This is a genomic window from Chryseobacterium paridis (assembly GCF_016595215.1).
GTDB lineage: Bacteria > Bacteroidota > Bacteroidia > Flavobacteriales > Weeksellaceae > Chryseobacterium > Chryseobacterium paridis.
The window spans coordinates 223,395-249,334 of record NZ_JAENHK010000010.1; the positions used below are offsets into that span (position 1 = coordinate 223,395).

The 25,940-nt window shown below is 39.5% G+C and carries 1 protein-coding gene; it reads left to right on the forward strand.

Annotated elements, in window-relative coordinates; genetic code table 11:
- The first annotated feature begins 125 nt into the window (after positions 1 to 125).
- On the forward strand, positions 126 to 25,937 hold the full coding sequence (locus JHL15_RS10680) for an SDR family NAD(P)-dependent oxidoreductase (RefSeq protein ID WP_200245651.1): 25,812 nt from the start codon (positions 126 to 128) through the stop codon (positions 25,935 to 25,937).
- Positions 25,938 to 25,940 lie beyond the last annotated feature (3 nt).

A 25,940-nucleotide genomic window follows, 5' to 3' on the forward strand; every position in this document is an offset into this window, starting at 1 on the left:
ATTAATTATCTACTGCTAAATACCCTATAGAATACACTTAGCGTGAGGCTATTTTAGAACAACCCAATGATTGCGCAATCAGGTGGGCAGGATAGCTTATTTCTATTTTTTAAAAATATATAAACATGGAAGATACTTCAAAAAATAATCTTCAGCTGGAAAACCGGCTGAACAGTACAGATATTGCCGTTATCGGAATGTCATGCAGGTTTCCCGGAGCGGATAACTATCATGATTTTTGGAACAACCTTATCAATGGAACCTTCAGTGTAACGGAGATTCCGGAATCCCGCTGGGATTGGAGGGAATACTATGGCGATCCCGCTTCAGACATACCAAAAACCAACAGTAAATGGGGAGGGTTTATCAATGATATGGATAAATTCGATCCTTTATTCTTTAATATATCCCCTAAAGAAGCGAAATATATTGACCCTCAACACAGGATCTTTTTAGAAGCCGCATGGCATGCGGTAGAAGATGCCGGATATAGTACAGAGAGTTTATCCGAAAAAAAAGTAGGAGTATATGTTGGGGTTTCTAAAAATGATTACGCAGAAATGCTCCAATCTACCCATCAGGAAATCAGCTCGTTTGTTTCTACTGGTACAGTACATTCAATTTTAGCGAACAGAGTTTCTTTTTTCCTGGATATCAGAGGAAAAAGTGAGGTCGTAGATACCGCCTGTTCCAGTTCTTTAGTCGCTCTGCATAATGCCATTCGTGATATTCGTTCGGGAAATTGCGAATCTGCACTCGTTGGAGGGGTTAATGCATTGATCACCCCTACGATGTATTTGTCTCACGGAAAATCTGGCATGCTATCTTCAGAGGGCAAGTGTAAAACATTTGATGAGAGTTCTGATGGATATGTACGTGGGGAGGGAGTAGGATGTATTTTCATAAAACCATTGGCTGCAGCAATCGCTGACAATGATCGGATCATTGGAGTGATCAAAGGAACCGGAGTTAATCATAACGGTCGTTCCAATTCACTGACTTCCCCAAGTGTTCGTGCACAAGCTGAAGTAATTAATGCAGCTTTAGAAGATGCAGAATTAGAAGCCGGACAGGTGAGTTATATTGAAGCACATGGAACAGCAACACCTTTGGGTGATCCTATCGAGATCAGTGCTTTAAAAAAAGTTTTTGGCCAATATAAAACAGAAGATGATATCAATTGCACTTTAGGCGCATTGAAAACCAATATTGGACACCTGGAAAGTGCAGCAGGTATAGCTGGACTTATCAAAGTTTTACTTTGTATGAAACATGGGAAGATCCCCGGGATTTTGCATCATAAAAAATTGAATCCTTATATTGATTTAAAAGGAAGCCCTTTTATTATTTCTACTGAGACCACAGAATGGAAACCTTCTGAAAACGGAATTCAAAGTGGAGCTCTGACAGCTGGAGTAAGTTCTTTTGGAATGGGGGGAGTGAACGCCCACGTTATTTTGCAGGCATATGATGGAGAACAAAAAAGGAATACGGAGGAAGAGTTAAAGAGTTATAGTATCCCATTATCAGCAAGAACAGAAAAACAATTAAAAGCATATACTGAAAGAATTACAGATTTTATAAGAAAAAATAGTGCGGAACTACGCATACAAGATATTGCCTTTACCTTACAAAACGGAAGAGATACAATGGCTGCTAAAGCTGTTTTAGTAGTTTCTGACGTAGAAGATCTTATTAAACAACTAGAGGAATATATTTCCACCGGAAAAATTAACAAAACCGCAACGGATGCTGAAAATCAATTGGCTGATGGAGTGAGAATTTCTTTACCGGGCTATCCTTTTGAAAGGAGAAGATGCTGGATGGATGGAGCTTCTGTTTCAGTGGCCACTTCAAATTCAGCAATTGTTCAGGAACTGGGAGTACCTTTGATGCAGTTCTCAAACAAAGATCAGCAACAATGGGAATATGAAACATTATTAAAATCAACTGATTATTTTATTCATGACCATGTAGTGCAAGGCGAGTGCATGATGCCGGGTGTTGCTTATCTGGAAATTGCCAGATCGGTAGCAGAACAGGCTTGTAGACGTCCGGTTAATGAACTGAATGATGTATGCTGGATGCATTCAGTAAAAGTATATGAAGAGAATGTTCCTTTACAGATAAAGCTTACTCCGGTAAATACTGGATTTTCATTTGAAATTACGACTACTGAAGGGGTTCACTCCAATGGAAATGTCTTATTGAAAAGCAATACAGCTTCTGCAGGATCTATTGACTTGCAAAAAATAAAACAACGTTGCTCCACTGTAAAAACAGCAGAAGAAATCTATCATGAATTCGCAAAAGAAGGTTTGGCTTACAAGGAAACTTTCCAAACCATCACAGAAGGCTTTTTTGCCGCTGATGAAGCAATATGCCTATTAAAATCCACTGCAAAAGAAAATCCGGTCTCCTCAAAAGTCTGGGAACCGTCTTTATTGGATGGGGTTTTTCAGACCGTAGTTGGATTATGCATCTGGGGTAATGTAGAAACTCAACATCAGCTGTTACCATTCTATTTAAAAGCGATCCGTTGTTACGGTAATCTGGCAGATGCTCATTATGCCTATGTAAAAAAATCCGATACATACCAGAATGGAAACAGGTTTTCATTTGATCTGTTTTTGTGTGACGAACATGGAAATGTGATCCTTGAATTTAATGAATTTATGAAAAGAGCTTATAAATCAGGACCTGTAGCCATTGAGGAAACGGTTGTACCGGTTATTGAGAGCTTACATTATACAGCCGATTGGTTAGAAAGACCATTAGGAATCCATGCAGAAAGACCTGCTTCCGTTATTATTTTTGATACGGATGCTTCCTTATATGAAAAGATAAAGGGAGAACTAGCCTATACAAAACCAGTTTTGGTATTGCCTGGGGATTCTTATGAGAAAAAAGATCAGTATACCTATCAGCTTGATGTTACAGATGCGGCATCTTTTAAAAATTTGATTAAAGATCTTGAAGAAGACGGAATTGTTACAGATAACTGGATCTACAGATGGGGGATGAGCCGTGGTGAGCAGGTCGCTGAAAATATGCAGGATATTTATGCATTATTATATCTGTCACAAGCTTTAATTACTGCTGAATATTCAGGGCGCATTAAATTGCTGTTTGCATACAATTATAATGATACAAAATCTGCTGCGATACAGCAAATGGCAGGTGGATTTGCGAGAACGCTCGCCTATGAGAATCCAAGAATTTCAATTCTAACATTGGGAATCAGTGAGGCAGATGCACCTTCCTATCAGGATATCATTGTACAGGAGATGACACACTATGTGATGGCTCCTCTCCTGGAAGTAATTTACCGTAACGGACTAAGACAGGAGAGAACTGTTGTACCAGTAAAACAACTGAACAACTCATCATCAGAACTGTTGTTAAAAGAAAACGGATGCTATATCATTACCGGTGGTACTGGCGGTTTAGGAATGGTATTCGCGGCCTACCTGGCAGAGCATTATAAGGCCAATATCGTATTGATCGGCCGAAGTTTAAAGAATGAAGCCATTGAAGAAAAACTTCAGCAATTACAACAACTTGGAGGAAATGCAGCATATTACAGAGCTAATGTGGCTGATAAAAGAGCTTTATCAGTAGCCATTTCCAAAATCAAAAAGAAATTTAAAACGATTAATGGAGTCATTCATGCAGCTGGTCTGATTGAAGACTCTTTTATCATCAATAAAAAAGTGGATTCATTTGAAAGGGTAATCACTCCAAAAGTATATGGAACGATTAATTTAGATGAATGCCTTCAAAATGAAACGCTTGATTTCTTTATCGTATTCTCTTCAATAGCTTCATTGATGCCTAATCAGGGACAATGCGACTATGCTTCTGCTAACAATTTCCTTGATCATATGATGGAGATCAGGAACAGAAGAGAAATAGAAAAAGGAAATCATGGAATAAGTTTGGCTATTAACTGGCCTTTATGGGAAAGCGGTGGAATTACCGTTTCCGATGAAGAAAGAGAGCATTTATGGCAGGTATTCGGAATGAAACCGATGCTTAATGAAGATGCCTTAAAAGGTTTCGTAAAATTATTAAGCACAGACAATACCTCAATATCTGGTCAGGCCGTATTGATTGAAGGAATTGCAGCTAAAATAAAATCTCACCTTAGTGTCGAGCATGTATTTGATCAGACCCATATTGAAAGAGGAGATTCTGAAAAAGGTGATTTCTCTTCGGTACTTAGAAATATGATTGCTGATATTTTACCTAAAACTTCAGTTATAACAGATACAGACAGCTTTAATAAACTAGGTCTTGATTCTTCAGGATTGGTAAAGCTTTCTGCAAAATTGACTGAATATGTGGGAGCAACAATCAATCCGGTTTTATTGATTGAATACAATACCATCAAAAATCTTGCTGCTAATATTGCCAACGAGGTTCCATCTTTTGATCCTGAAAAGATCAGAGAATCTCTATCAAACGACACTGCAAAAAGTTATATAGCAACTACTTCATTGGTAGATGCAGAAAGGTCTGATGTAAAGAACTTACTATTTAGAAAACGTTACAGCAATGAAGAATTCTTCATGCAGGATCATGTCGTGGATGGGAAATACAATGTTCCGGGAGCCTGCTATATTGAAATGGGCAGACAGGCTGCCACATTGCTTGGAAAAAGGATCTGCAGTTTATCCAATAATTATTGGCCGGAAGTATTATCTTCTGAAGGACCTGCAATCAATGCATATATTCAGATGGTACCAAAGGGTTCATTGTATGCTTACGAAATATTCAGTGAAGATACAAGTGGCAGAAAAACAGTACATGCAATGGGTGATGTCAATATGGAAACATCCATTGAACCGGGTGAACTGGGAACTTTCGATATTCAGGCAGCCCAAGAAAGATTAAACATAACAATAAGCAGAGAAACGGTTTATGAACAAATCATCGCGGAAGGATTACATGTAGGACCTTCTTTTATGCCGATGAAGGAACTGTGGACCAACAAAGAAGAAGCATTAGGACACTTGATCCTACCTTTACATGTAGCAGAAACATTACCAGATTATATCTTACATCCGAGTATGCTAACTGGTGTATTCCAGACCGCAATTATCAATAATAAGCCTAATGGTTTGGAAAACTCAAAATACATTCCGGTGGCCATAGATGAGATTGTATTTACAGGTCAGATTCCTGCTGAGTGTTATGTACATACTGTAGCGCACGAAGCCAATAAAACCAGAAGCGGCATCAGAAAATTTGATGCGCAGGTGATGGACACTGAAGGGAATATTATAGCCAAACTTAATGGGTTTTCAATCAAAGAGACAACCAATGCATCCAATACTGTAGCTTCAGCTCAATCAGCAGCTCCAAAAATAAAAGTTGCTGAAAGTGGTGAACTTGCGATAGACCGTATTGAGAACCTACTGAAAACATTGTTACACGAAGGCGTTGGGTTGGAAGAAGAAGAAATGGATGCTGAAACATCTTTTGAAGAACTGGGAATTAACTCCAGAATGATCATCGATCTGAACAGATTATTGGCAAAAACTTTCGGAAATTTATCCAAGACCCTGTTTTTTGAATACCGCAATATCAATGAGCTGGCAGGGTATTTCCAGAAAAAACATGCGGGTGTATTAAAGGATCTTTTAGGAGAACCGGAAGAAATTGATTCAACACCGGAAAGGGTAGAAGAAATTGCTCCTGTTGATCATTCAACAGAAAAAAGCACTAATAAAGATATTGCTATTGTTGGAGTGAGTGGAAAATATCCAAAATCGAATACACTTTCTGATTTCTGGGATTTGATGAAAAAAGGAGACGACTGCATTGAGGAAATTCCGCAAGATCGTTTTGATTATAAGGGACATTTTGATGAAGATAGAGAAAACGGACTGCTATATGCCCGTTGGGGCGGTTTTATCAATGATGTTGATCAATTTGATCCATTATTTTTTAACATCTCACCAAGAGAAGCAGAGAAAATCGATCCTCAGGAAAGATTATTTTTAGAGGTAGTCTGGTCCACTTTGGAGGATGCCGGAATTACCCGTGAGAAACTCACAGAACAATCTAAAAAAGTAGGTGTTTTCGTAGGTGCATTATGGCAGCCATACGTTAACCTTGGAATAGAAGAAACAGCAAAAGGAAATCCTGTCGCACCGAGCGGACTTTTATACAGTATTCCTAACAGGGTTTCTTACTTCTTTAACTGGACAGGGCCAAGTATGGCCATAGATACTGCTTGTTCTGCATCATTAACGGCTTTACATTATGCCTGTGAAAGCATCAGAAGCGGAGAATCAGACAGCTGTATTGCCGGAGGAGTGAACTTATCGCTGTCATTGAGCAAATATTTATTCCTCAGTCAGAATAATTTCTTAGCCAGTGATGGCCGTTGCAGAAGCTTCGGGATCGGAGATGGTTACGTGCCAGGTGAAGGAATCGGTGCAGTTTTGCTTAAACCTCTGGAAAAAGCAATTGCTGATGGTGATCAGATTTATGGGGTGATCAAAGGAACTACCGTTAATCATAATGGACGAACCAATGGATATACCGTACCAAGTCCTAATTTACAAGGGGAATTGATTCAGTCTGCTTTGCAAAAGACAGGAATCGATCCACGCACCATATCTTATGTAGAAGCCCATGGAACAGGAACTTCTTTAGGAGATCCTATTGAAATGACGGGACTTTGTAAAGCTTTTGATGAATATACAGATGATAAACAATTTTGTGCCATCGGTTCTGTAAAATCAAACATCGGGCACCTAGAAGCCGCAGCGGGTATTGCAGGACTGACAAAAATATTGTTACAGTTTAAACATCAGTATTTAGTACCATCTATTCATTCTGCAACACTGAATCCGAATATCAGTTTTGAAGATACGCCTTTCTATGTTCCTCAGAATTTAGCGCCATGGAAAAGACCTGTGCTCATTAATCAGAACGGACAGTCTGAAGAATTGCCATTAAGAGCGATGCTAAGTTCTTTTGGTGCTGGAGGAAGCAATGCTCATCTTATTATCGAAGAATTCAGAGTACCAGAACAGACTTCTAAAAATGAATTAGAACAGGATCCTGCGATCATTGTCTTATCAGCTAAAAATGAAGAACGCCTTCAGGAACAGGTATTTAACTTAAAATATAGTTTAGAAAAAGATAACACCTTATCATTGGTGGATATCGCTTATACTTTACAAACAGGAAGAGATGCCATGGAAAACCGGGTAGCCTTTGTTGTGAAGGATATTCCGTCATTAATAGGTGTACTGGATGACTTTTTAAAAGATACAGATTCTCAAAAAACATATACAACAGGAACCTGTAAAATAGGAACTAAAGGAGAAGAAAAATCTACCGAAGTTCAGAATAGGATCAATGCCGGAGACTGGGCTGGAATTGCTGATCTATGGATACAAGGATTCTTATTCGACTGGAATTTGCTTTACGCTGGAAAACAACCTCGTAAGATCAGTCTGCCGACCTATCCTTTTGCAAGGGAGCACTACTGGCTTCCTACTGCTGAAGGAAAATTGAATTCAATAGGAAAAATTGTTGACAGAACATTACATCCATTGGTACACCAGAATACATCTGACCTGGATCAACAAAAGTTCAGCAGCACTTTTAGTGGTGAAGAATCATTCTTAGCGGATCATCAGGTACGCCATAATAAGATCTTGCCAGGAGTTGCTTATCTGGAGCTGGCAAAGGCAGCGGGTGAATTCAGTACCCATCAGCAAGTTACCCAACTTAAAGAAGTAAGCTGGATCAATCCTTTCTGGGTTCATCAATCAGAAACACTTCACATAGGATTACACCGCGATCAGGAAGATGTGGTTTATGAGATATACAGTGGTCATGAAGACACTTTGATTACCCATAATAGCGGAAGACTTTCCAATCTTTTAACGGCGGCTCCTGCAAAAATGAATATTCAGCAGCTTAAAAAAGACTGTGTCAATGAAATCACAGGATCAGAATTGTATAACGCTTTTGATTTAGAAGGATTAAACCTGAAGAGTAGTTTTCAGCAGGTAGAGACTTTATATGTTGCACAGGAGTATGCTTTGTCAAAAATAAAATTGGTAAATAATGAAGGTTGCGTATATCCACCTTGTATCATGGATAGCCTTCTTCATGCCATTTATGGGTTAATGGATTCTTATTCATTGGTACTGCCTTTTTATGCCGGAGAGATTAATTTCTATAAAGGACTTGAAGAATCTCAGGAACTTTGGGGGTATGCAGTGAGAAAAAAAGAAGGAGATAATGATAAAGTCGTAACTGCCGATTTTTATTTATTAAATGAAAACGGAGAAACATTATTATCCTTTAAAGATTTTATTTTCCTGCCTTTAGGAAGCAAGGATTCCGATCATTCGGGAATAAAAACTTCTTCGAATGAAAAAGGAAAAGTAGCCTATTATCAGCAGGAATGGAAAGAAGAAGCCTTAAGCTCAGAACCACTTGAAACAGCCAATCAGATGATTCTTATCGCCGGAGGTGCCATAGATTTGTGCGATAAACTGCAGGAAGAACTGGGACAGGAAGTTATAGCCATCAACCAGGAAAAACCAGTTGCTTTCTTCAATTCCGTATTATCTAAAATAAAAGAAAAAATAAAGGAGAAGGGGCGTACTCAAATTACAATCGTCTGTCAGAACAGTGATTATCCTGAGTATGGTTTTGTATCCGGATTGCTTAAAACAGCACATCTTGAATATCCTGGAATTGCAGGTAAAGTACTTGCCGTGGATCATTTATCCATGAAGAACCTTGAAGAACTTACTTCAATCATTGAAGCGGAGCAAAATAATAAAGATGTTGAGGTAGCCTATACTAATGGTGTAAGAACCGTGAAAAGATCAGTGTCTGTAACTTTTGATTCACAAAATACAGAAGGTATAACCTTTAAAAAAGGAGGAGTTTACCTTTTAACGGGAGGTGCAGGAGGTTTAGGTTTGAAGATCGCAGAGCATATTTGTAGTAAAAACAATATAACGCTGATACTAACAGGCAGAAGTGTATGGTCTGAAACCATTAAGACTTCATTGTCTAAAATACCTGGAGCTGTTTATCATCATTGTGATCTGAGCAATTTTGAAGAAACCCAGAAATTGGTACATCTTATTAATCAGGAATATGGTCCGTTAAATGGAGTGATTCACAGTGCAGGTATCCTTAGGGATAGCTATATCATTAATAAAACATCTTTACAGGTGGATGAGGTTTTTGCTGCTAAAGTAGAGGGAACCAAAAATATCGATGAGGCGACCAAAGATCAGCCATTAGATTTTATGGTATTCTTCTCTTCTATAACAAGCATTAAAGGAAATGCCGGACAGGCGGATTATGCTGCTGCCAATGCTTATATGAATACGTATGCGACTTACCGAAATACAGAAAGGAATGGTAAAAAAGCAAACGGTAAAACCTTAAGCATCTGCTGGACCTTATGGAAAGAAGGCGGAATGCAGGTGAATGAAGAAGACATAAAGCATTTAGAAACACAGCTGGAATCACTTTCACTTCCATCAGCAGACGGTATAAAGGCTTTTGATACTTTGCTAAAAAATGGAAAAGGAGAAATTCTGGTTACCTATGAAAGCATTCATGAAGAGGTGCAGGTCTCTAAAATTGAGGTAGATCATACTCCAATAGCCCAAGTAGCTATTGATCAATCTGAAATGGCAGAAAAAATTTCAGCCAAAATTATCGAAACAGTAGCAGCGTTGTTGAAATTAAACCCTTCGGCTATTAAAAGAGATAAAGCATTTGGTGATTACGGTTTTGAGTCTGTTTCACTAACCAGATTTGCCCGCCAGTTAAATGCATTTTATGAGCTTAAATTATTACCCACTGTTTTTTATAATTATCCGACGATCAATGATCTGAAAGACTTTTTAATGGAAGAACATCATGCGTCGGTAGCTCAAAAACACAGCTCATCCGTAGTTGTAAAATCAGAAGAGGTTCAACCTGCTACGATCACACACAAACGTGTTGCATTCAATAATGAGGGACGTTCTTCATTACCAAAAACACCTGTTAATGTCATTAGTAACAATACCGATACAACACAAAAAGCAGTTGCTATTATCGGGATCAGTGGACGTTTCCCAGGATCAGGTGATTTAGATGCTTTCTGGAAAAATATCAGTCAGAATAAAGATATGATCACTGAAATTACCCCGGACCGATGGGATTGGAAAGCGTATTACGGAGATCCGTTAAAAGAAAAAAATAAGACAAAAGCAAAATGGGGTGGACTGATCTCCGACATTGATAAATTTGATCCGTTATTCTTTAACATCTCTCCACGTGAAGCAGAATTGATGGATCCACAACAAAGGATCACTCTGGAGGCCGTATATCAGGCTCTTGAAGATGCAGCAATTGCCCCGGATAAGATCAAAGGAAGTGACACCAGTATCTTTATTGGAGTTTCCACTTCCGACTATTCTATGTTAGTGAATAATCAGTCTGATTTAACAGGACAGGGACACTATGCAACCGGATCGGTACATTCTATCCTGGTCAACAGAATATCTTACTTATTGGATATTAGAGGAGCCAGTGAGCCAGTTGATACGGCTTGTTCTAGTTCACTGATCGCGATTCACCGTGCAGTAGCACACATCAGGAACGGAGATAGCAAAATGGCAATTGCCGGAGGGGTAAATGCACTTCTTTCTCCGGAACTGACTCTTTCATTTAGTGAATCCGGCATGCTAAGTGTAGACGGGCGTTGTAAAACATTTGACGAAAGTGCCAATGGGTATGTACGTGGAGAAGGGGTTGGTGTTGTTATCCTGAAATCATTGGAACAGGCAGAAGCAGATGGCGATCACATTTATGGAATCATCCGTGGAAGTGCAGAAAATCACGGTGGAAAAGCCAATACACTAACCTCTCCAAACCCGAATGCTCAAAAAGAACTGTTGGTTAAAGCGTATAGCAGAGCAGGAGTTCATCCGGCAGATGTAAGCTACATAGAGGCTCATGGAACAGGAACTTCGCTGGGAGATCCCATTGAAATAGAAGGGTTGAAACTTGCTTTTAATACTTTATATAAACAGAGAAATCAAACTCCTGCAGAATCTGCCTATTGCAGTATTGGAAGTGTCAAAGCAAATATTGGCCATCTGGAAGCTGCTGCAGGAATTGCAGGGGTAATGAAGGTCATCCTGGCGATGAAACATAAAACATTGCCTGGAAATCCTCATTTGATTCAGACCAACCCATATTTAAATTTGGATGGAAGTCCGTTCAGGTTACAGCAAAATACAACCGACTGGAAGGTTGCTGATAACAAACCAAGAATTGCGGGAATCAGCAGTTTTGGTTTTGGAGGAGCCAATGCCCATTTAATTATAGAAGAATATATTCCTGCAACCAGAAAAGAAATTGTAGAAGGACAGCCTGCTGTCATTCTACTGTCTGCAAAAAATGCAGACCGGTTAAAAGCTAAAGCATTGCAGTTGAAAATTTTCTTGCAAGCCCATCCGGATACTGATTTACACGAATTGGCTTATACTTTACAATCAGGGCGTGAAGCGATGGAAGAACGTCTTGCATGGATTGCAGAAAGCCAGGAAGATCTATTGACTCAGTTAGAAAATTATACCAATGGCAATAACTTTGGATTCTATCAGGGAAATACCAATCAGGAGCAGATCGGCTTCCTTCTTGAGGGAACTGCGGGAAAAGCCTATGTAGAAACAGCTTTCAAAAATAATGAGATCAAAAGCCTTGCTCAGCTGTGGGTAAAAGGAATTGATGTTGATTGGAAACTATTGTACACAGATATCTTACCAAAACGCATCAGTCTCCCTGTTTATCCATTTGCAAGACAACGGTACTGGATCCCTGATTCTCCTAAAAAAGTATTGCATACACCAATATCAGAAAATCATCTGCATCCTTTGTTACATACGGATGAATCTAATGGTAAGCAACAGCAATACGCGGCAGTATATAACGGAACTGAATCTTTCCTTGACGATCACATCGTAAGGGATGAGAAAATACTTCCAGGAGTAGCCTATCTGGAAATAGCAAGAGCAGCAGGGGCTTTGAGTTCCCAAAAGCAAGTGGTAAAATTGAAAAATGTGAGTTGGCTGAATCCACTAAAACTGGAAAATGGAACAGTTTCTATTGCTATTGCATTGGAACCAGAACAAACAGGTCTTAATTACAAAATTTATAATCAGAAAAATAGCCAGCTTCTTTATGGAAACGGTTTGGTCATTACCGGTGAAGCAGAACCTCTGGGAAGATATGATCTGGAAATGATGAAAGCGGCCTGCACAAAGGTGATTCCGGGAGCAGAAGTTTATCACAATTTCAAAGAAAACGGATTGAACCTTGGGAAAAGCTTCAGAGGAGTTGCCCAAATTAACGTGGGAGAAGGTATCGCTTTATCAGAGATCCGTCTTGAAGAACTGGAAGGCTGCATGTACACACCAGGTATTATGGATAGTCTCTTGCATACTATTTATGGGTTGGTTATTTCCGGAGGAGAAGCCTATTCATTAGAGTTACCCTATTTTGTAAAGGAAGTACATTTTTATCAGCCTATAACAGACGCTTCGGTATTGTGGGGGTATGCCAGAAAAAGTGAGAATTACAAAGACGGCGATCAGGTCGTTGCATACGATCTGGATCTCCTGAATAATGAAGGAGATGTATTGCTGAGCTTTAAAGATTTTGTGGCACTTCCCCTGGATGGTCTTGAAACCACAGTACAGGAAGATACTACTGACGAAACTGTTGAAGAATCGGTTGAAGAACAAGTAGCAGCACCAGTTGAAGCGAGTCTGCTGAAGAAAAAAGCAACAGATAAGATCATCAGTATTGTTGCTGAATTAGTAAGAATGGAACCTGCCGACATTGAAAATGATAAAAAGTTCGGAGATTATGGATTTGATTCCATTTTATTAACCCGTTTCAACAATGAGCTCAACGGTTATTATGATCTGGATCTGATGCCAACTGTATTTTATAATTATGCAACCATCAATAAATTGGCTGCATTTATGACAGAAGAATATACGGAGGCGCTCACTGCATTGCACGGGGAAGTTCCTGCTGCTCCAACCGTTAAGCCAGTTGAGAAGATCACGATAAAAAAGACTGCTTTTTCAACAACGGTGGCAACGCCTGTAAAGCAACCTGTAAAACAGTTCACTCCTTACAAACCAGAACCAGAATCTGCCAATGAACCTATTGCCATTATTGGGATGAGTGGCCGCTTTCCGGGATCACCGGATCTGGATACTTTCTGGAAAAATATCAGCGAAAATAAAGACCTGATCACAGAAGTTCCCGCAGATCGATGGGATTGGAAAAAGTATGACGGAGATCCTTTAACGGAAAAAAATAAAACCCGATCCAAATGGGGAGGATTCCTTACCGATATCGATAAGTTTGATCCTGCATTTTTCAGTATTTCTCCAATGGAGGCTGAGCTAATGGATCCACAGCAACGTATTCTCATGGAGTCAGTATACGAGGCGCTGGAAGACGGTGGAATTGCTACAGAAAGCATTAAAGGAACTAATACCGGAATATTTATAGGAGTTTCTGCCTCTGACTATTTGATACGCCTTCGCCATGAAACCGATTTAGCGGGGCAAATGCATACCACTACAGGCTCCGTACATTCCATGATGGTGAACAGGATTTCCTATTTACTGGATATCAATGGACCAAGTGAGCCGGTAGATACAGCTTGTTCAAGTTCATTAATTGCTATCCACAGGGCTGTTGAAAATATCAGAAACGGTATGTGTAATATGGCCATTGCAGGAGGAGTGAATGCATTGCTTTCTCCAGAGTTAACCCTTTCTTTCAGCCAGTCAGGAATGTTGAGCAAAGACGGAAGATGTAAAACGTTTGATCAAAGTGCCAATGGGTATGTAAGAGGAGAAGGAGTAGGAATTATTGTCCTTAAATCATTGAAACAGGCCATTGCAGATGGTGATCCTATTCATGCGGTGATCAGAAGTACTGCAGAAAACCATGGCGGAAGAGCGAACACATTAACTTCACCTAATCCGATTGCACAAAGAGATCTTTTGTTACATGCTTACCGCAGTGCCGGAATCGATCCGCGTGATGTGAGTTATATTGAAGCTCACGGAACCGGAACACCTCTTGGAGATCCGATAGAAGCAGAAGGACTGAAGCTTGCTTTTAAAGATTTATATAAAGATAGAGGGCTTCAACAGCCTGCAGAACCGCATTGCAGTATCGGAAGTGTAAAAACCAATATCGGACACCTGGAATCTGCGGCAGGTATTGCAAGTACCATTAAAGTACTGTTGTGTATGAAACACAATACATTGCCGGGTAATCCGCATTTAAAAAATCCTAATGAATATCTGAAATTAAACGGAAGCATCTTCCAGCTGCGAAAAGAGACTGGTCCATGGATCACATCCGATGACCGTCCGAAAATTGCAGGAATCAGTAGTTTTGGATTCGGAGGCGCCAATTCACATATTGTCATTGAAGAATACCGACCGGCTCAGATAACTCCTTACCAGGAAGAGACTGAGGCCATCATTGTACTTTCTGCAAAAACAAAAGATAATCTGAAGCAGCAAGCGAGTAACCTTTTAGATTTTGTTCAAAAAACCCCTGAAGCGAATCTCTCTGATATTGCCTATACCCTGCAAACGGGAAGGGACGAGATGGAAGGGAGACTGGCATTGGTCGTAGCCAATAAAATCGAATTGATGAGCAGACTGACAGATTATCTTTCAGGAAATTCAGAACATGGATTTACAGGAAATATAAAACAGGATAAAACGGGTTCCGGAAATACCTATATCAGTATTGCCATTGACAATAAAGATCTTATTTCATTAGCAGGCTTATGGGTAAAAGGAGCATCTGTAGACTGGAATCTCTTATATGATAACGGACGTCCTTCGAAAATCAATTTACCGGTGTATCCGTTTACCAAAAACAGATACTGGATCCCTGTAAGTTCATTCCTGCTAAAAACAATGGCCAATACCAGAATTCATCCATTACTGCATATGAATGAATCGGACTTAAATGAACAAAAGTATACCAGTATTTTTACAGGAGAGGAAATTTTCCTGAGCGACCATAAAGTAAGAAACGAAAAGATATTGCCGGGAGTGGCTTATCTCGAACTGGCAAGAATTGCCGGAACATTGAGTACTGGTCAAAAGGTAACACAACTAAAAAATATCAGTTGGGTCAATCCGATTTCCATCGTGGATGACTATGCAAAGATTTCAACCGCTATTTATATGGATGGTGATCAGCTTTGTTATGAGGTCTATAACGATGAAGAAGTGGTACATGGTAATGGTCAGATATCGACCGATAAGCTTATCCAGCCGGAAAATATGGACATCAATGCTTTGAAGGCTAAAGCCAATAAGGTATTGGATGGAAAAGGAATGTACAATGAATTTTTGGCTGCTGGACTTGATCTCGGTGTTGCCTACCAGGGAGTTCAAAAGATGTATGCAGATGACTATGGCTGTTTAGCTAAAATTAATCTGACCAGCCTTGAAGGCTTTATGTATACTCCTGGAATTCTTGATAGTATGCTCCATACCATTTATGGTTTCCAGCAACTCGCTGACGAAACGTATTCATTGGCACTTCCTTATTTTATGGGAGAAATGAGCTGCTACCAGACATTGGAAGGCCAATCATTGTGGGCATATGCAAGAAAAAACAAACAAACCAAATCAGAAGATAAGCTGGCAGCATACGATATTGATCTGATCAATGACCATGGTGTCGTTTTAGTGAGTTTCAGAAACTTTGTAGCCCTTCCGTTAGATGGCTTTAAACCCACAAAGTCTGTTAAAAAAGATATTGATACATTTATCTATCAGCCAGTTTGGGAAGAAATGGTTGCAGAAAACTCCTCAAAAGTACGTGAAACTGAGAAACAGTTCATTTGGCTTGCCGGAGGGATAGATTCATTGTCAGAAGCTTTAAAAGAAAGATTGGGAATCCCGGTACAGGCCATCGCAATCGACCAACCAGTCGAATATTTTACCACGATACTTGAACAGCTTAAAAGTTACTTGAAGAAAAATGCTTCAATGCATATCACAGTGGTTTACCCAAATCATCAGTATCCACAGGCAGGATTTATTACCGGTTTATTAAAAACAGCAGTTCAGGAAAATCCTGGAGTTACCGGACAGACCATCGGTGTAAGTAGCTTAGATCCTGACTTCCTGTTGGAATTACTGAAAAATGAATTAAGTAAAAATGCTGAAATCCGTTATGATCAGGGTGTTTTCAAAACAAAACAGTTCAGACCGGTAGTAAAAGATATTCTAGCGGTAGATCAAATGGCGATCCGTGAAAATGGAGTATACCTTATTACAGGTGGTGCCGGTGGTCTCGGACAGATTTTCGCGAAGCATATAAGCAAAACTAAAAATGTGAAAATTATTCTGACAGGCAGAAGAACTGCAGATCAGGAGATAGAAAAACTACTGTCTGAAATTCCGGGAACAGTGTATTATCCATGTGATATTACTGACTATCAGGATACAGAGCGATTGCTTACAACCATCAAAGAAACCTATCAGGGATTGAATGGAATTATCCATAGTGCCGGAACGTTGAGAGATAGTTTTATTCAGAATAAAACCCAGGAACACTTGGAACAGGTGCTTCATCCTAAAATTACAGGAGCGAAGGTATTAGATGAAGTAACAAAAGACGAACCTCTTGACTTTATGATGTTCTTTTCATCTGTTGCAGCAATTACAGGAAATGCAGGGCAGGCTGATTATGCATCAGCTAACACCTACCTAGATCATTATGTGGAATACCGAAATGAAGCTGCCACCAGAGGACAGAGATCAGGAAAAACAATCAGTATGAACTGGCCATTATGGAAATCCGGTGGAATGCAGGTAAGTGCAGCAGGAGAAAAATACCTTGAAAGTCAGTTTGGGATGATCCCAATGGCAACAGAAACTGGTCTTGAGATGTTCGATCTTATTCTGAAAGCTCAGTCAGGACAATATGCGGTGTATTTTGGTAAAGAAGAAGGAATTTCCAGAACGACAGGTAATGCAGTTGCAGGAACTCAAAAAAATGTTTCAGTACCTAAAAGTACAAATGAAAATGTAGGTGGTTCAAAAACGGCGAAAGATAAGATCGTTAGAGAAGTGAGTGAAATTGTGGCAAAACTGCTTAAAATGGAGGTTGCTATGGTTGACCAGGAAACAGAATTTGGTGAATATGGTTTTGATTCCCTTTTAATGACCCAGTTTACCAGTACGTTGAATAATTTCTATGATCTTAAATTAATGCCAACGGTATTTTATAACTATCCGGCTATCGGAGTATTTTCAGAATTCCTGATCAAAGAATATCCGAACCTTGCAATAGAAAGCGAAAGTGCTTTAAAGGTTGTTACTCCAGCTCAGGATTCAACTCAATCTAATCAGTTTTCCGGACGTAAAAACAGAAAATATTCTTTACAATACAACAGCTCACCGGTAAAGGCAGCTCAAAAGCCAGCTGAAGAGGGAATTGCTATTATAGGGATCAGCGGACGTTTTCCGGGATCACCTGACATCAATACTTTCTGGGAGAGAATTAAAAATAATGAAGACCTGATCACAGAAATCCCTAGAGACCGATGGAGCTGGCAGGAATATTACGGAGATCCTCAAAAAGAAAGCCGTAAAACCAAAGCAAAATGGGGTGGATTTATCAGCGATATCGACAAATTTGATCCTTTATTTTTCAATATTTCGCCTAAAGAAGCTGCTTTAATGGATCCTCAGCAAAGAATTACCCTTGAAGCGGTATACCACGCTTTGGAAGATGCAGGAATAGCCACTTCAGCATTAAGAGGAACCAATACCGGAACCTTTATCGGAGTATCTGCGGTAGATTATTCCATGTTATTGAATAACGGAACTGATCTTACAAGTCTGGCACAGTTTTCCACAGGTGCCGCTCATTCGATACTGGTGAACAGAATTTCTTATCTATTGGATATTCATGGACCAAGTGAGCCGGTGGATACTGCGTGTTCAAGTGCATTAATTGCCATTCATCGAGGCGTAGAGCACATCAGAAACGGACATTGCGATATGGCCATTGCAGGTGGAGTCAACGCCATACTGTCTCCGGAACTGACGCTTTCCTTCAGCAGTGCAGGGATGTTGAGCGAAGATGGAAGATGTAAAACTTTTGATCAGCGTGCCAATGGTTATGTCCGTGGAGAAGGAGTAGGAATTGTGATCCTGAAATCTTTAAGCAAGGCTGAAGCTGATGGTGATCATATCTATGGAGTGATCCGCGGGACAGCTGAAAACCATGGTGGAAGAGCCAATACATTAACCTCTCCGAATCCCAATGCACAAAGAGATCTATTGGTAAAAGCATACCGAAATTCAGATATAGATCCACGTGATATCAGCTATATAGAAGCACATGGAACAGGAACAGCGCTGGGTGATCCTATAGAAATTGAAGGTCTTAAGCTTACATTTAATACATTGTATGAAGACAAAGGACTTCAGCAAACGCAAAAAGCCTATTGCAGCATTGGCAGTGTAAAAACAAATGCCGGGCATCTTGAATCTGCAGCCGGAATGGCCGGACTCGCAAAGGTATTGATGGCCATGAAGCATAAAGTTTTACCTGGTAATCCGCACTTGCAAAATCCAAATGCGTATTTACAAATGGAAAATACTCCATTCCGTTTACAGAAAGAAACTACAGAATGGACCAGCGAAGGAAATAAGCCACGAATTGCCGGGATCAGCAGTTTCGGATTTGGAGGAGCCAATGCACATATCATTATTGAAGAATATCAGTCATCAAAAATGGCTCATAAAATAGAAGGTAGTGCTATTATTCCATTATCAGCAAAAACAAAGGATCAACTTCAACAACAGATCATCAATCTTAAGAATTATCTTGAGTTGAATCCTCAGCTTGATATACATAATGTCGCTTATACATTGCAAAATGGGCGTGAAAAGATGAAGGAAAAAGCGGTGTTTATAGCGGCTGATACCAAAGATCTTATCAACCTTCTTTCTGAAAAAAGAGATCTTAATGTTCCTGTTTGCAAACCGGAAGAAAATAAAACAGCTTTAATTTCAACGGCAGAAAGCTGGTTAAGCGGAGTATTAAAAGATTGGTCTGCTTGTTATCTGGGTCAAAAACCTGCCAAAATAAGTTTACCAGTGTATCCGTTTGCGCGTAACCGTTATTGGATTCCGGAAGGGAAAAAGACAGTGGTCGTTTCTGTAAATCAGCCAGATCAGGAAGTATTTGAATATTCTTCAGAAAACATAACAATAGAAGATACAACTGAACCTGCTGATCTAAAGACTAAAACAGTTCAGGATAACAGCTGGCTGATGGCAAAATTAATTCAGATCGCAGCAGCAACGATTGTATTGCCTGAGCAAGATTTTGATACGACCACTCAGTTCAAAGACTATGGTTTTGATTCCATTATGGGTGTTGAACTGGTAAACAATATCAATTCCGAACTGAATATCACAATCAAAGCAACTGATTTATACAGTTATCCTAACATTAATTTAATGACGGATTATGTGTTAAGGAATTTCTCTGAAGAATTGCAGGCTCCAGTTGAGGTTCATCAGTATTCTGTTGCAGATAGAACCATATTAACCGAAAAGAAAAGTCAGACAGTTGAAAATAAAACTTCAACGCATTCTGATTCCGCCGCTGAAATTGCGATTATAGGAATCAGTGGACAATTCGGAACAGCCAATGACCTCAATGACTATTGGAAAGTATTGGCAGAGGGGCAGTGCCTTGTCAAAGAGATAAAGGATGAGAAATGGACGAGAGATCATAGCAATATTGAAGGACAGACAAGATGGGCAAGCTGTTTGGAAAATCCGGATTATTTTGATCCTTTATTCTTTAAACTTTCAGGATCCGAAGCAGAAATGATGGATCCTATGCAGCGGTTATTCCTTGAACATAGCTGGAAAGCTATTGAAGATGCAGGAATAGATCCAGACTCCCTTTCATCCCTGAAATGCGGCGTATATGCAGGAGCGGGACACAGTGATTATATCGCTGGAACTGAAGGAACATTACCTTCGGCGCTTTGGGGAAATTCAAGTGCGATATTGGCCTCAAGAATCTCTTATTTCCTTAATTTAAAAGGACCTGCAATAGCAGTCAATACAGCTTGTTCAAGCTCTTTGGTTGCAATGGATCTTGGATTTAACAGTCTTCAAAGAGGCGACACAGATCTTGTTTTAGCAGGTGGTGTCAATATTATCAATTCTGCCCATTCACATGATATGGCGGTAAGAGCGGGTATGCTGTCTGCAGATGGACGATGCTACACTTTTGATAGTAGAGCTAATGGTTTTGTGATGGGAGAAGGTGTTGGTGTTGTTGTTTTGAAAAGGCTGGCAGATGCAGAACGGGATAACGATCGTATTTATGGAGTGATCAAAGGAAGTCTGACCAACCAGGATGGAACGACCAACGGTATTACCGCTCCAAGTGTAATATCTCAGGAAGAACTGGAGAAAGAAGTATATGACAGGTTTAATATCAATCCTGAAACCATCACCTACGTGGAAGCTCACGGAACAGGTACGGGATTAGGAGATCCTATAGAATTTGAAGCTTTAAATGCATCATTCAGAGCGTATACCAATCAACAGAATTTCTGCAGTCTGGGAAGCGTGAAAACCAATATAGGTCATGCTTTGGAAGCTGCCGGAGTGGCCAGTGTTTTAAAAGTACTTCTGGCAATGAAACATAAACAATTGCCTCCTAGCATTAATTATGAGACGCCTAATGCATTAATCAATTTTAAAGGGAGTCCATTTAAAATACAGGATACATTAACCGATTGGAATATACCGGCTCATACAAAAAGAAGAGCGGCCATCAGCAGCTTTGGTTTTAGTGGAACCAATGCGCATATGGTGATTGAAGAATACATCCCTCAGGAAAAGAGAGAGGTTAAGCATAACGGAGATGTATTGATCGTATTGTCGGCTAAAAGCAGAGAACAATTGATTGTACAGGCTGAACAGCTTGTAGAGCATATCAAAAATGAACCGTTGATCAGCTTATATGATATTGCCTACACCTTACAGGTCGGAAGATCAGTGATGGAAGAGAGATTGGCTGTTCCAGCGAAAACAATTGAAGATTTAGTTAACCGTCTTACTGATTTTACAACCGGAAAAGGAGGACATTATTTTACTGGAAATATCAGACAGCATAAAAAAGAAGTAAACAGATCTTCAGAAGCATCTGCGATTCAAAATGCTTTAGCCAATAAATTCTGGACAGCTGTAGGAGAATATTGGGTAAAAGGATTTCCTGTAAAATGGAATGTATTATATCAGGAAACGAAGTGTAATAAAGTTAGTCTACCTCATTATCCTTTTGCAAGAGAAAGATATTGGCTGAAATCTGAACAGAAAATAGTTACAAGTTCTGCTATTGCACATCCTTTATTGCATCAGAATAATTCCAGTCTAAAGAATTGTTTGTTTAGCAGTCTGCTGAATGGAAGTGAATCTTTTTTAAGAGATCATAAGGTCTTTGGAGAACAGGTTCTGCCTGGAGTCGCTTATCTTGAAATGGCCCGTGTAGCAGGTGAGATGGGTGCTGAGGTTTCAATAGCTCAATTAAGAGAAGTGAACTGGTTACAACCTGTAAAGATTAATACTGAACCAGTACAACTTCATATTAATATTGAAACTTTAAATAATGAATGGACTTATAAAATCTATTCAGGTCCGGATGAGAAACAGTTGCATGGACAAGGAATAATGGGATCGGTTTCCAGCTCAGTTCCTCAGATCAAAAATATCAATAAGTTACGAAATAGCTTTATTTCAAAAATGGATAAAGCAGCCTATTATGAACTGTTCAGATCCATTGGATTGGACTATGGAACAACCTTCCAGGGAGTTCAGGAGGTTTGGTATAATGGAGAGTCTGCGTTATCAAGAATTGAGCTCACTCCCGAAATTGGATTTACTTTATCTCCTGGAATGATGGATGGCGCATTACAAACCTGTATGGCGATCAGTCTTTCTGATCAAAGCCAGCAATTGATGTTGCCATTCAGTGTAAGGGAGATCAATATCTATCAGCCTTTATCTGAAGAAATCTGGTGTTATGTTAGAAAAAACAGTTCAGGTAAGCAATCCAGCAGTTATGAGATTGAAATGCTGAATAAGCAGGGAGAAGTTCTCATCAGTTTCACTGAGTTGGTGGTTTTAACATTAGAAAATAACAACAGTACATCTTCGGTGACTCATGAGAATAAACGTCAGAATACGGTGACCTCAGAGAATAGTATTGGATTACACCTGTATGCTAATGAATGGCAGGAAGCAGGTTTAGAGGAATTCAATTCAAAAAGAACAAACACATCAGTTGCTCCTTTGGTATTTCTGGCGGGTGGTTCTGCAGTATTAGCAGAGAAGCTGGAAGAGAGTCTGGAATGTGAAGTAAAGATCATTCACGAAAATGCTCCGGAAGAAACTTTTATTCAGGTTCTTGGAGAAATACAGCAAAGAAAACCTGTGGGGCAAATGATTCAATTGGTATATCCTGCCGGAGAAGGAATCGATTATAGTTTTCTTTCAGGATTATTGAAAACAGCAGTACAGGAAAGCTTAGTGTCTGCCGGAAAACTAATTGAAGTAGACAATCTGTCGATTAATGGATTGGATGAATTAGTAAGGATTTTACAAATTGAACAGGAAAATACCGATGCTGAAGTTCGATATCACCTTGGAAGAAGAGAAGTTAAGAAACTGAAAGTTTTAAACACAACCGACAATCAAGATGTAAAAACACCCGTTAAAGAAAATGGTGTCTATCTGATCACTGGAGGTGCAGGTGGATTAGGATTATTATTTGCAGATTATTTCAATCAGATTGCAGGGACAAAAGTAATATTGGTCGGCAGAAGCGAGCTTAATGCTTCACAAAAAGGCAGATTAAGAGAATTATCCAACACCGCTTACGAACGATGCGATATTATTGATCTTGGAAGTGTAACAGCTTTAATCGGAAAAATTAAAAATGAATATGGCCGCATTGATGGGATCATTCATAGTGCTGGGGTAACCAGAGATAGCCTGATGATCCATAAGACAGCAGTTGAGGTTAGAGATGTTTTCTCTGCTAAAGTGAAAGGAGCTAAAAATATTGATCTGGCGACTAAAAATGAAAATCTTGATTTCACTGTTTATTTTTCATCATTAGCGGGAATATTTGGGAATACAGGACAGTCGGATTATGCATCAGCTAACTTGTGGCTGGATCATTTTGCTTCCCATCTTGAAATGGAACGTCTTCGTGGAAAAAGAACAGGAAAGACAGTAAGCATCAACTGGCCATTATGGAAAGAGGGTGGAATGCAGATCAGTGCAGAACAGGAAAAATATATGGCTCATCATTTTGGTTTATGGCCAATGCTAACTGCAGATGGGCTTCATGCCTTTGACACTTTATTGAACAGCAATTTCAATCAGGGAATTGTTATCTATGGAGATCCTGAAAAACTGGGAATAGAAAAAGGAAGTTCACTGCCTCAAAAAGAAGTGGCAAAAGAAACTCCGGTTTCCCAGGCTGATGACCATTTATATGAAGCATCAATAGAGTATATCGGGACACTGATAGCAGGAACTCTAAAGATCCCTGTAGCTAAATTACAACAGGATATTCCTTTCGAAGAATTCGGTATCGATTCTACAATAGTCGTAAGATTGACCAACCTGTTGGAAGAGAAACTCGGTAAAGTTTCACGAACCGTATTTTTTGAATGTCAGACCTTGAGTGAATTGGTTTCTTATTTCCTGAAAACCCATCGCAATGAACTTCTGAAACTAACAGGATCAGCAACAACTGTTGATCATAAGAAAGTAGCTTTTACAGATCAGGTAAAAAATATACAATCTACAGCATTAAATAAGGCAGTAGATCAACAAACAGAAACTCTTGAAAAAGAACTTCCTGAATCATTAACACTATCTGAAGATATAGCGATTATCGGATTGAGTGGAAAATATCCTGATGCCAAGAATCTGGATGAATTTTGGGAGAATCTTAAGTCAGGAAAAGACAGCATTAGAGAGATTCCTGAAGACCGATGGAAGATCAGCGATTTTTATGATCCTGTAAAAGGTAAAGAAGGTAAAACCTATAGCAAATGGGGCGGATTTATGAAAGATATCGATCTTTTTGACCCTCTATTCTTTAACATTTCTCCAAGGGAAGCAGAAATCATGGATCCTCAGGAAAGACTTTTCTTACAAACAGTATGGGAAACCATGGAAGATGCGGGATATACAAAAGCCAAACTCCAGGGGAAAGTAAATGAAATAAGCGGTATGTCAGGACAGGTTGGAGTATACGTAGGAGTGATGTATGAAGAGTACCAGTTATTCGGAGCAGAAGAAACAGCAAAAGGAAATCCTACAGCTTTACTGGGTAACCCAAGCGGTATTGCAAACCGGATATCTTACTTTTTCAATTTCCACGGACCTAGTATGGCGGTAGATACCATGTGTTCTTCTTCTTTAACGGCGATCCATATGGCTTGTAAAGATTTACAGTCAGGAGAAATAGAAATGGCTGTTGCAGGAGGAGTCAATTTAAGTCTGCACCAGAACAAATTTTTAATTTTAAGTGAAGGTGGATTCGCCTCCAGTAAAGGAAGATGTGAGAGTTTCGGAGAAGGTGGAGAAGGCTATGTTCCAGGTGAAGGAGTTGGAGCTGTATTACTAAAACCTTTAAGTCGTGCTGTTGCAGACGGTGATCGTATCTACGGTGTTATTAAAGGCACAGCAGTAAACCATGGCGGCAAGACCAATGGCTATACAGTACCAAATCCAAAAGCTCAGACTGCAGTCATTAAAGCAGCTATGAAAAAAGCAGGAATTCAACCTGAAGATTTCAGCTATATCGAAGCACATGGAACAGGAACAAGTTTAGGAGACCCTATAGAATTGACCGGATTAAAAAATGCATTCGAATCTGAAGCTAAACAATTTTGCAGCGTAGGTTCCGTAAAATCGAACATCGGGCATTGCGAATCAGCAGCAGGAATATCAGGATTAACAAAGGTGTTGCTTCAAATGAAACATCGTCAATTGGTTCCTTCTCTGCATTCTGAAGTACTCAACCCGAACATCGATTTTGAAAACAGTCCATTCAAAGTACAGCAATCTCTGGAAGAATGGTCAACACAAGATAATAAGGCACGAATAGCCGGAATCAGTAGTTTCGGTGCAGGAGGAAGTAATGCCCATATCATTATTCAAGAATATGTTAGCCCAGAGCTTGCGGATCAAAACATTTCTGGACCGGCAATTATTGTATTGTCAGCTAAAAATGGAAACAGACTCCGGGAGAAGGTTTCAGATCTGAAGGATTTTGTTGAAAAGAATGCAGAAATCAATCTTCATGATCTTGCATATACCTTACAGACAGGACGAGACGCATTGGAAGAGCGTTTGGCATTTTTAGCCGAAAGCAAAGCTGATCTGATCTTGCAACTGAACAATTATCTCAACCATCATCTTGAAGAATTACTTACTGGAAATGTCCGTAAAGATGATTCAGGGTTCATGCTCGAAGGAAAAGCAGGAAAAGCTTATTTGGAAAGTGCTCTCCAAGAAAGGGAAAGCGAGTCTCTGATCAAATTATGGATCAAAGGAGCGGTTATCGATTGGGATCTGTTATATCAGGATGTTAAACTATCCATCATCGGTTTGCCATCTTATCCTTTTGCAAAGGAAAGCTACTGGTTTGCCAAAAAAGAGGAAGATCCTGTAAAACATACGATTCAGGTACAGCCTATAAAACAAGTTCGGGATGAACAAAAACTACATCCTCTTTTACATGCTTATAAAAATTAATTG

Bases quoted from the DNA above. Each gene is read 5' to 3' on its own strand.
- JHL15_RS10680 (WP_200245651.1), top strand. From the start codon at position 126: ATGGAAGATACTTCAAAAAATAATCTTCAGCTGGAAAACCGGCTGAAC.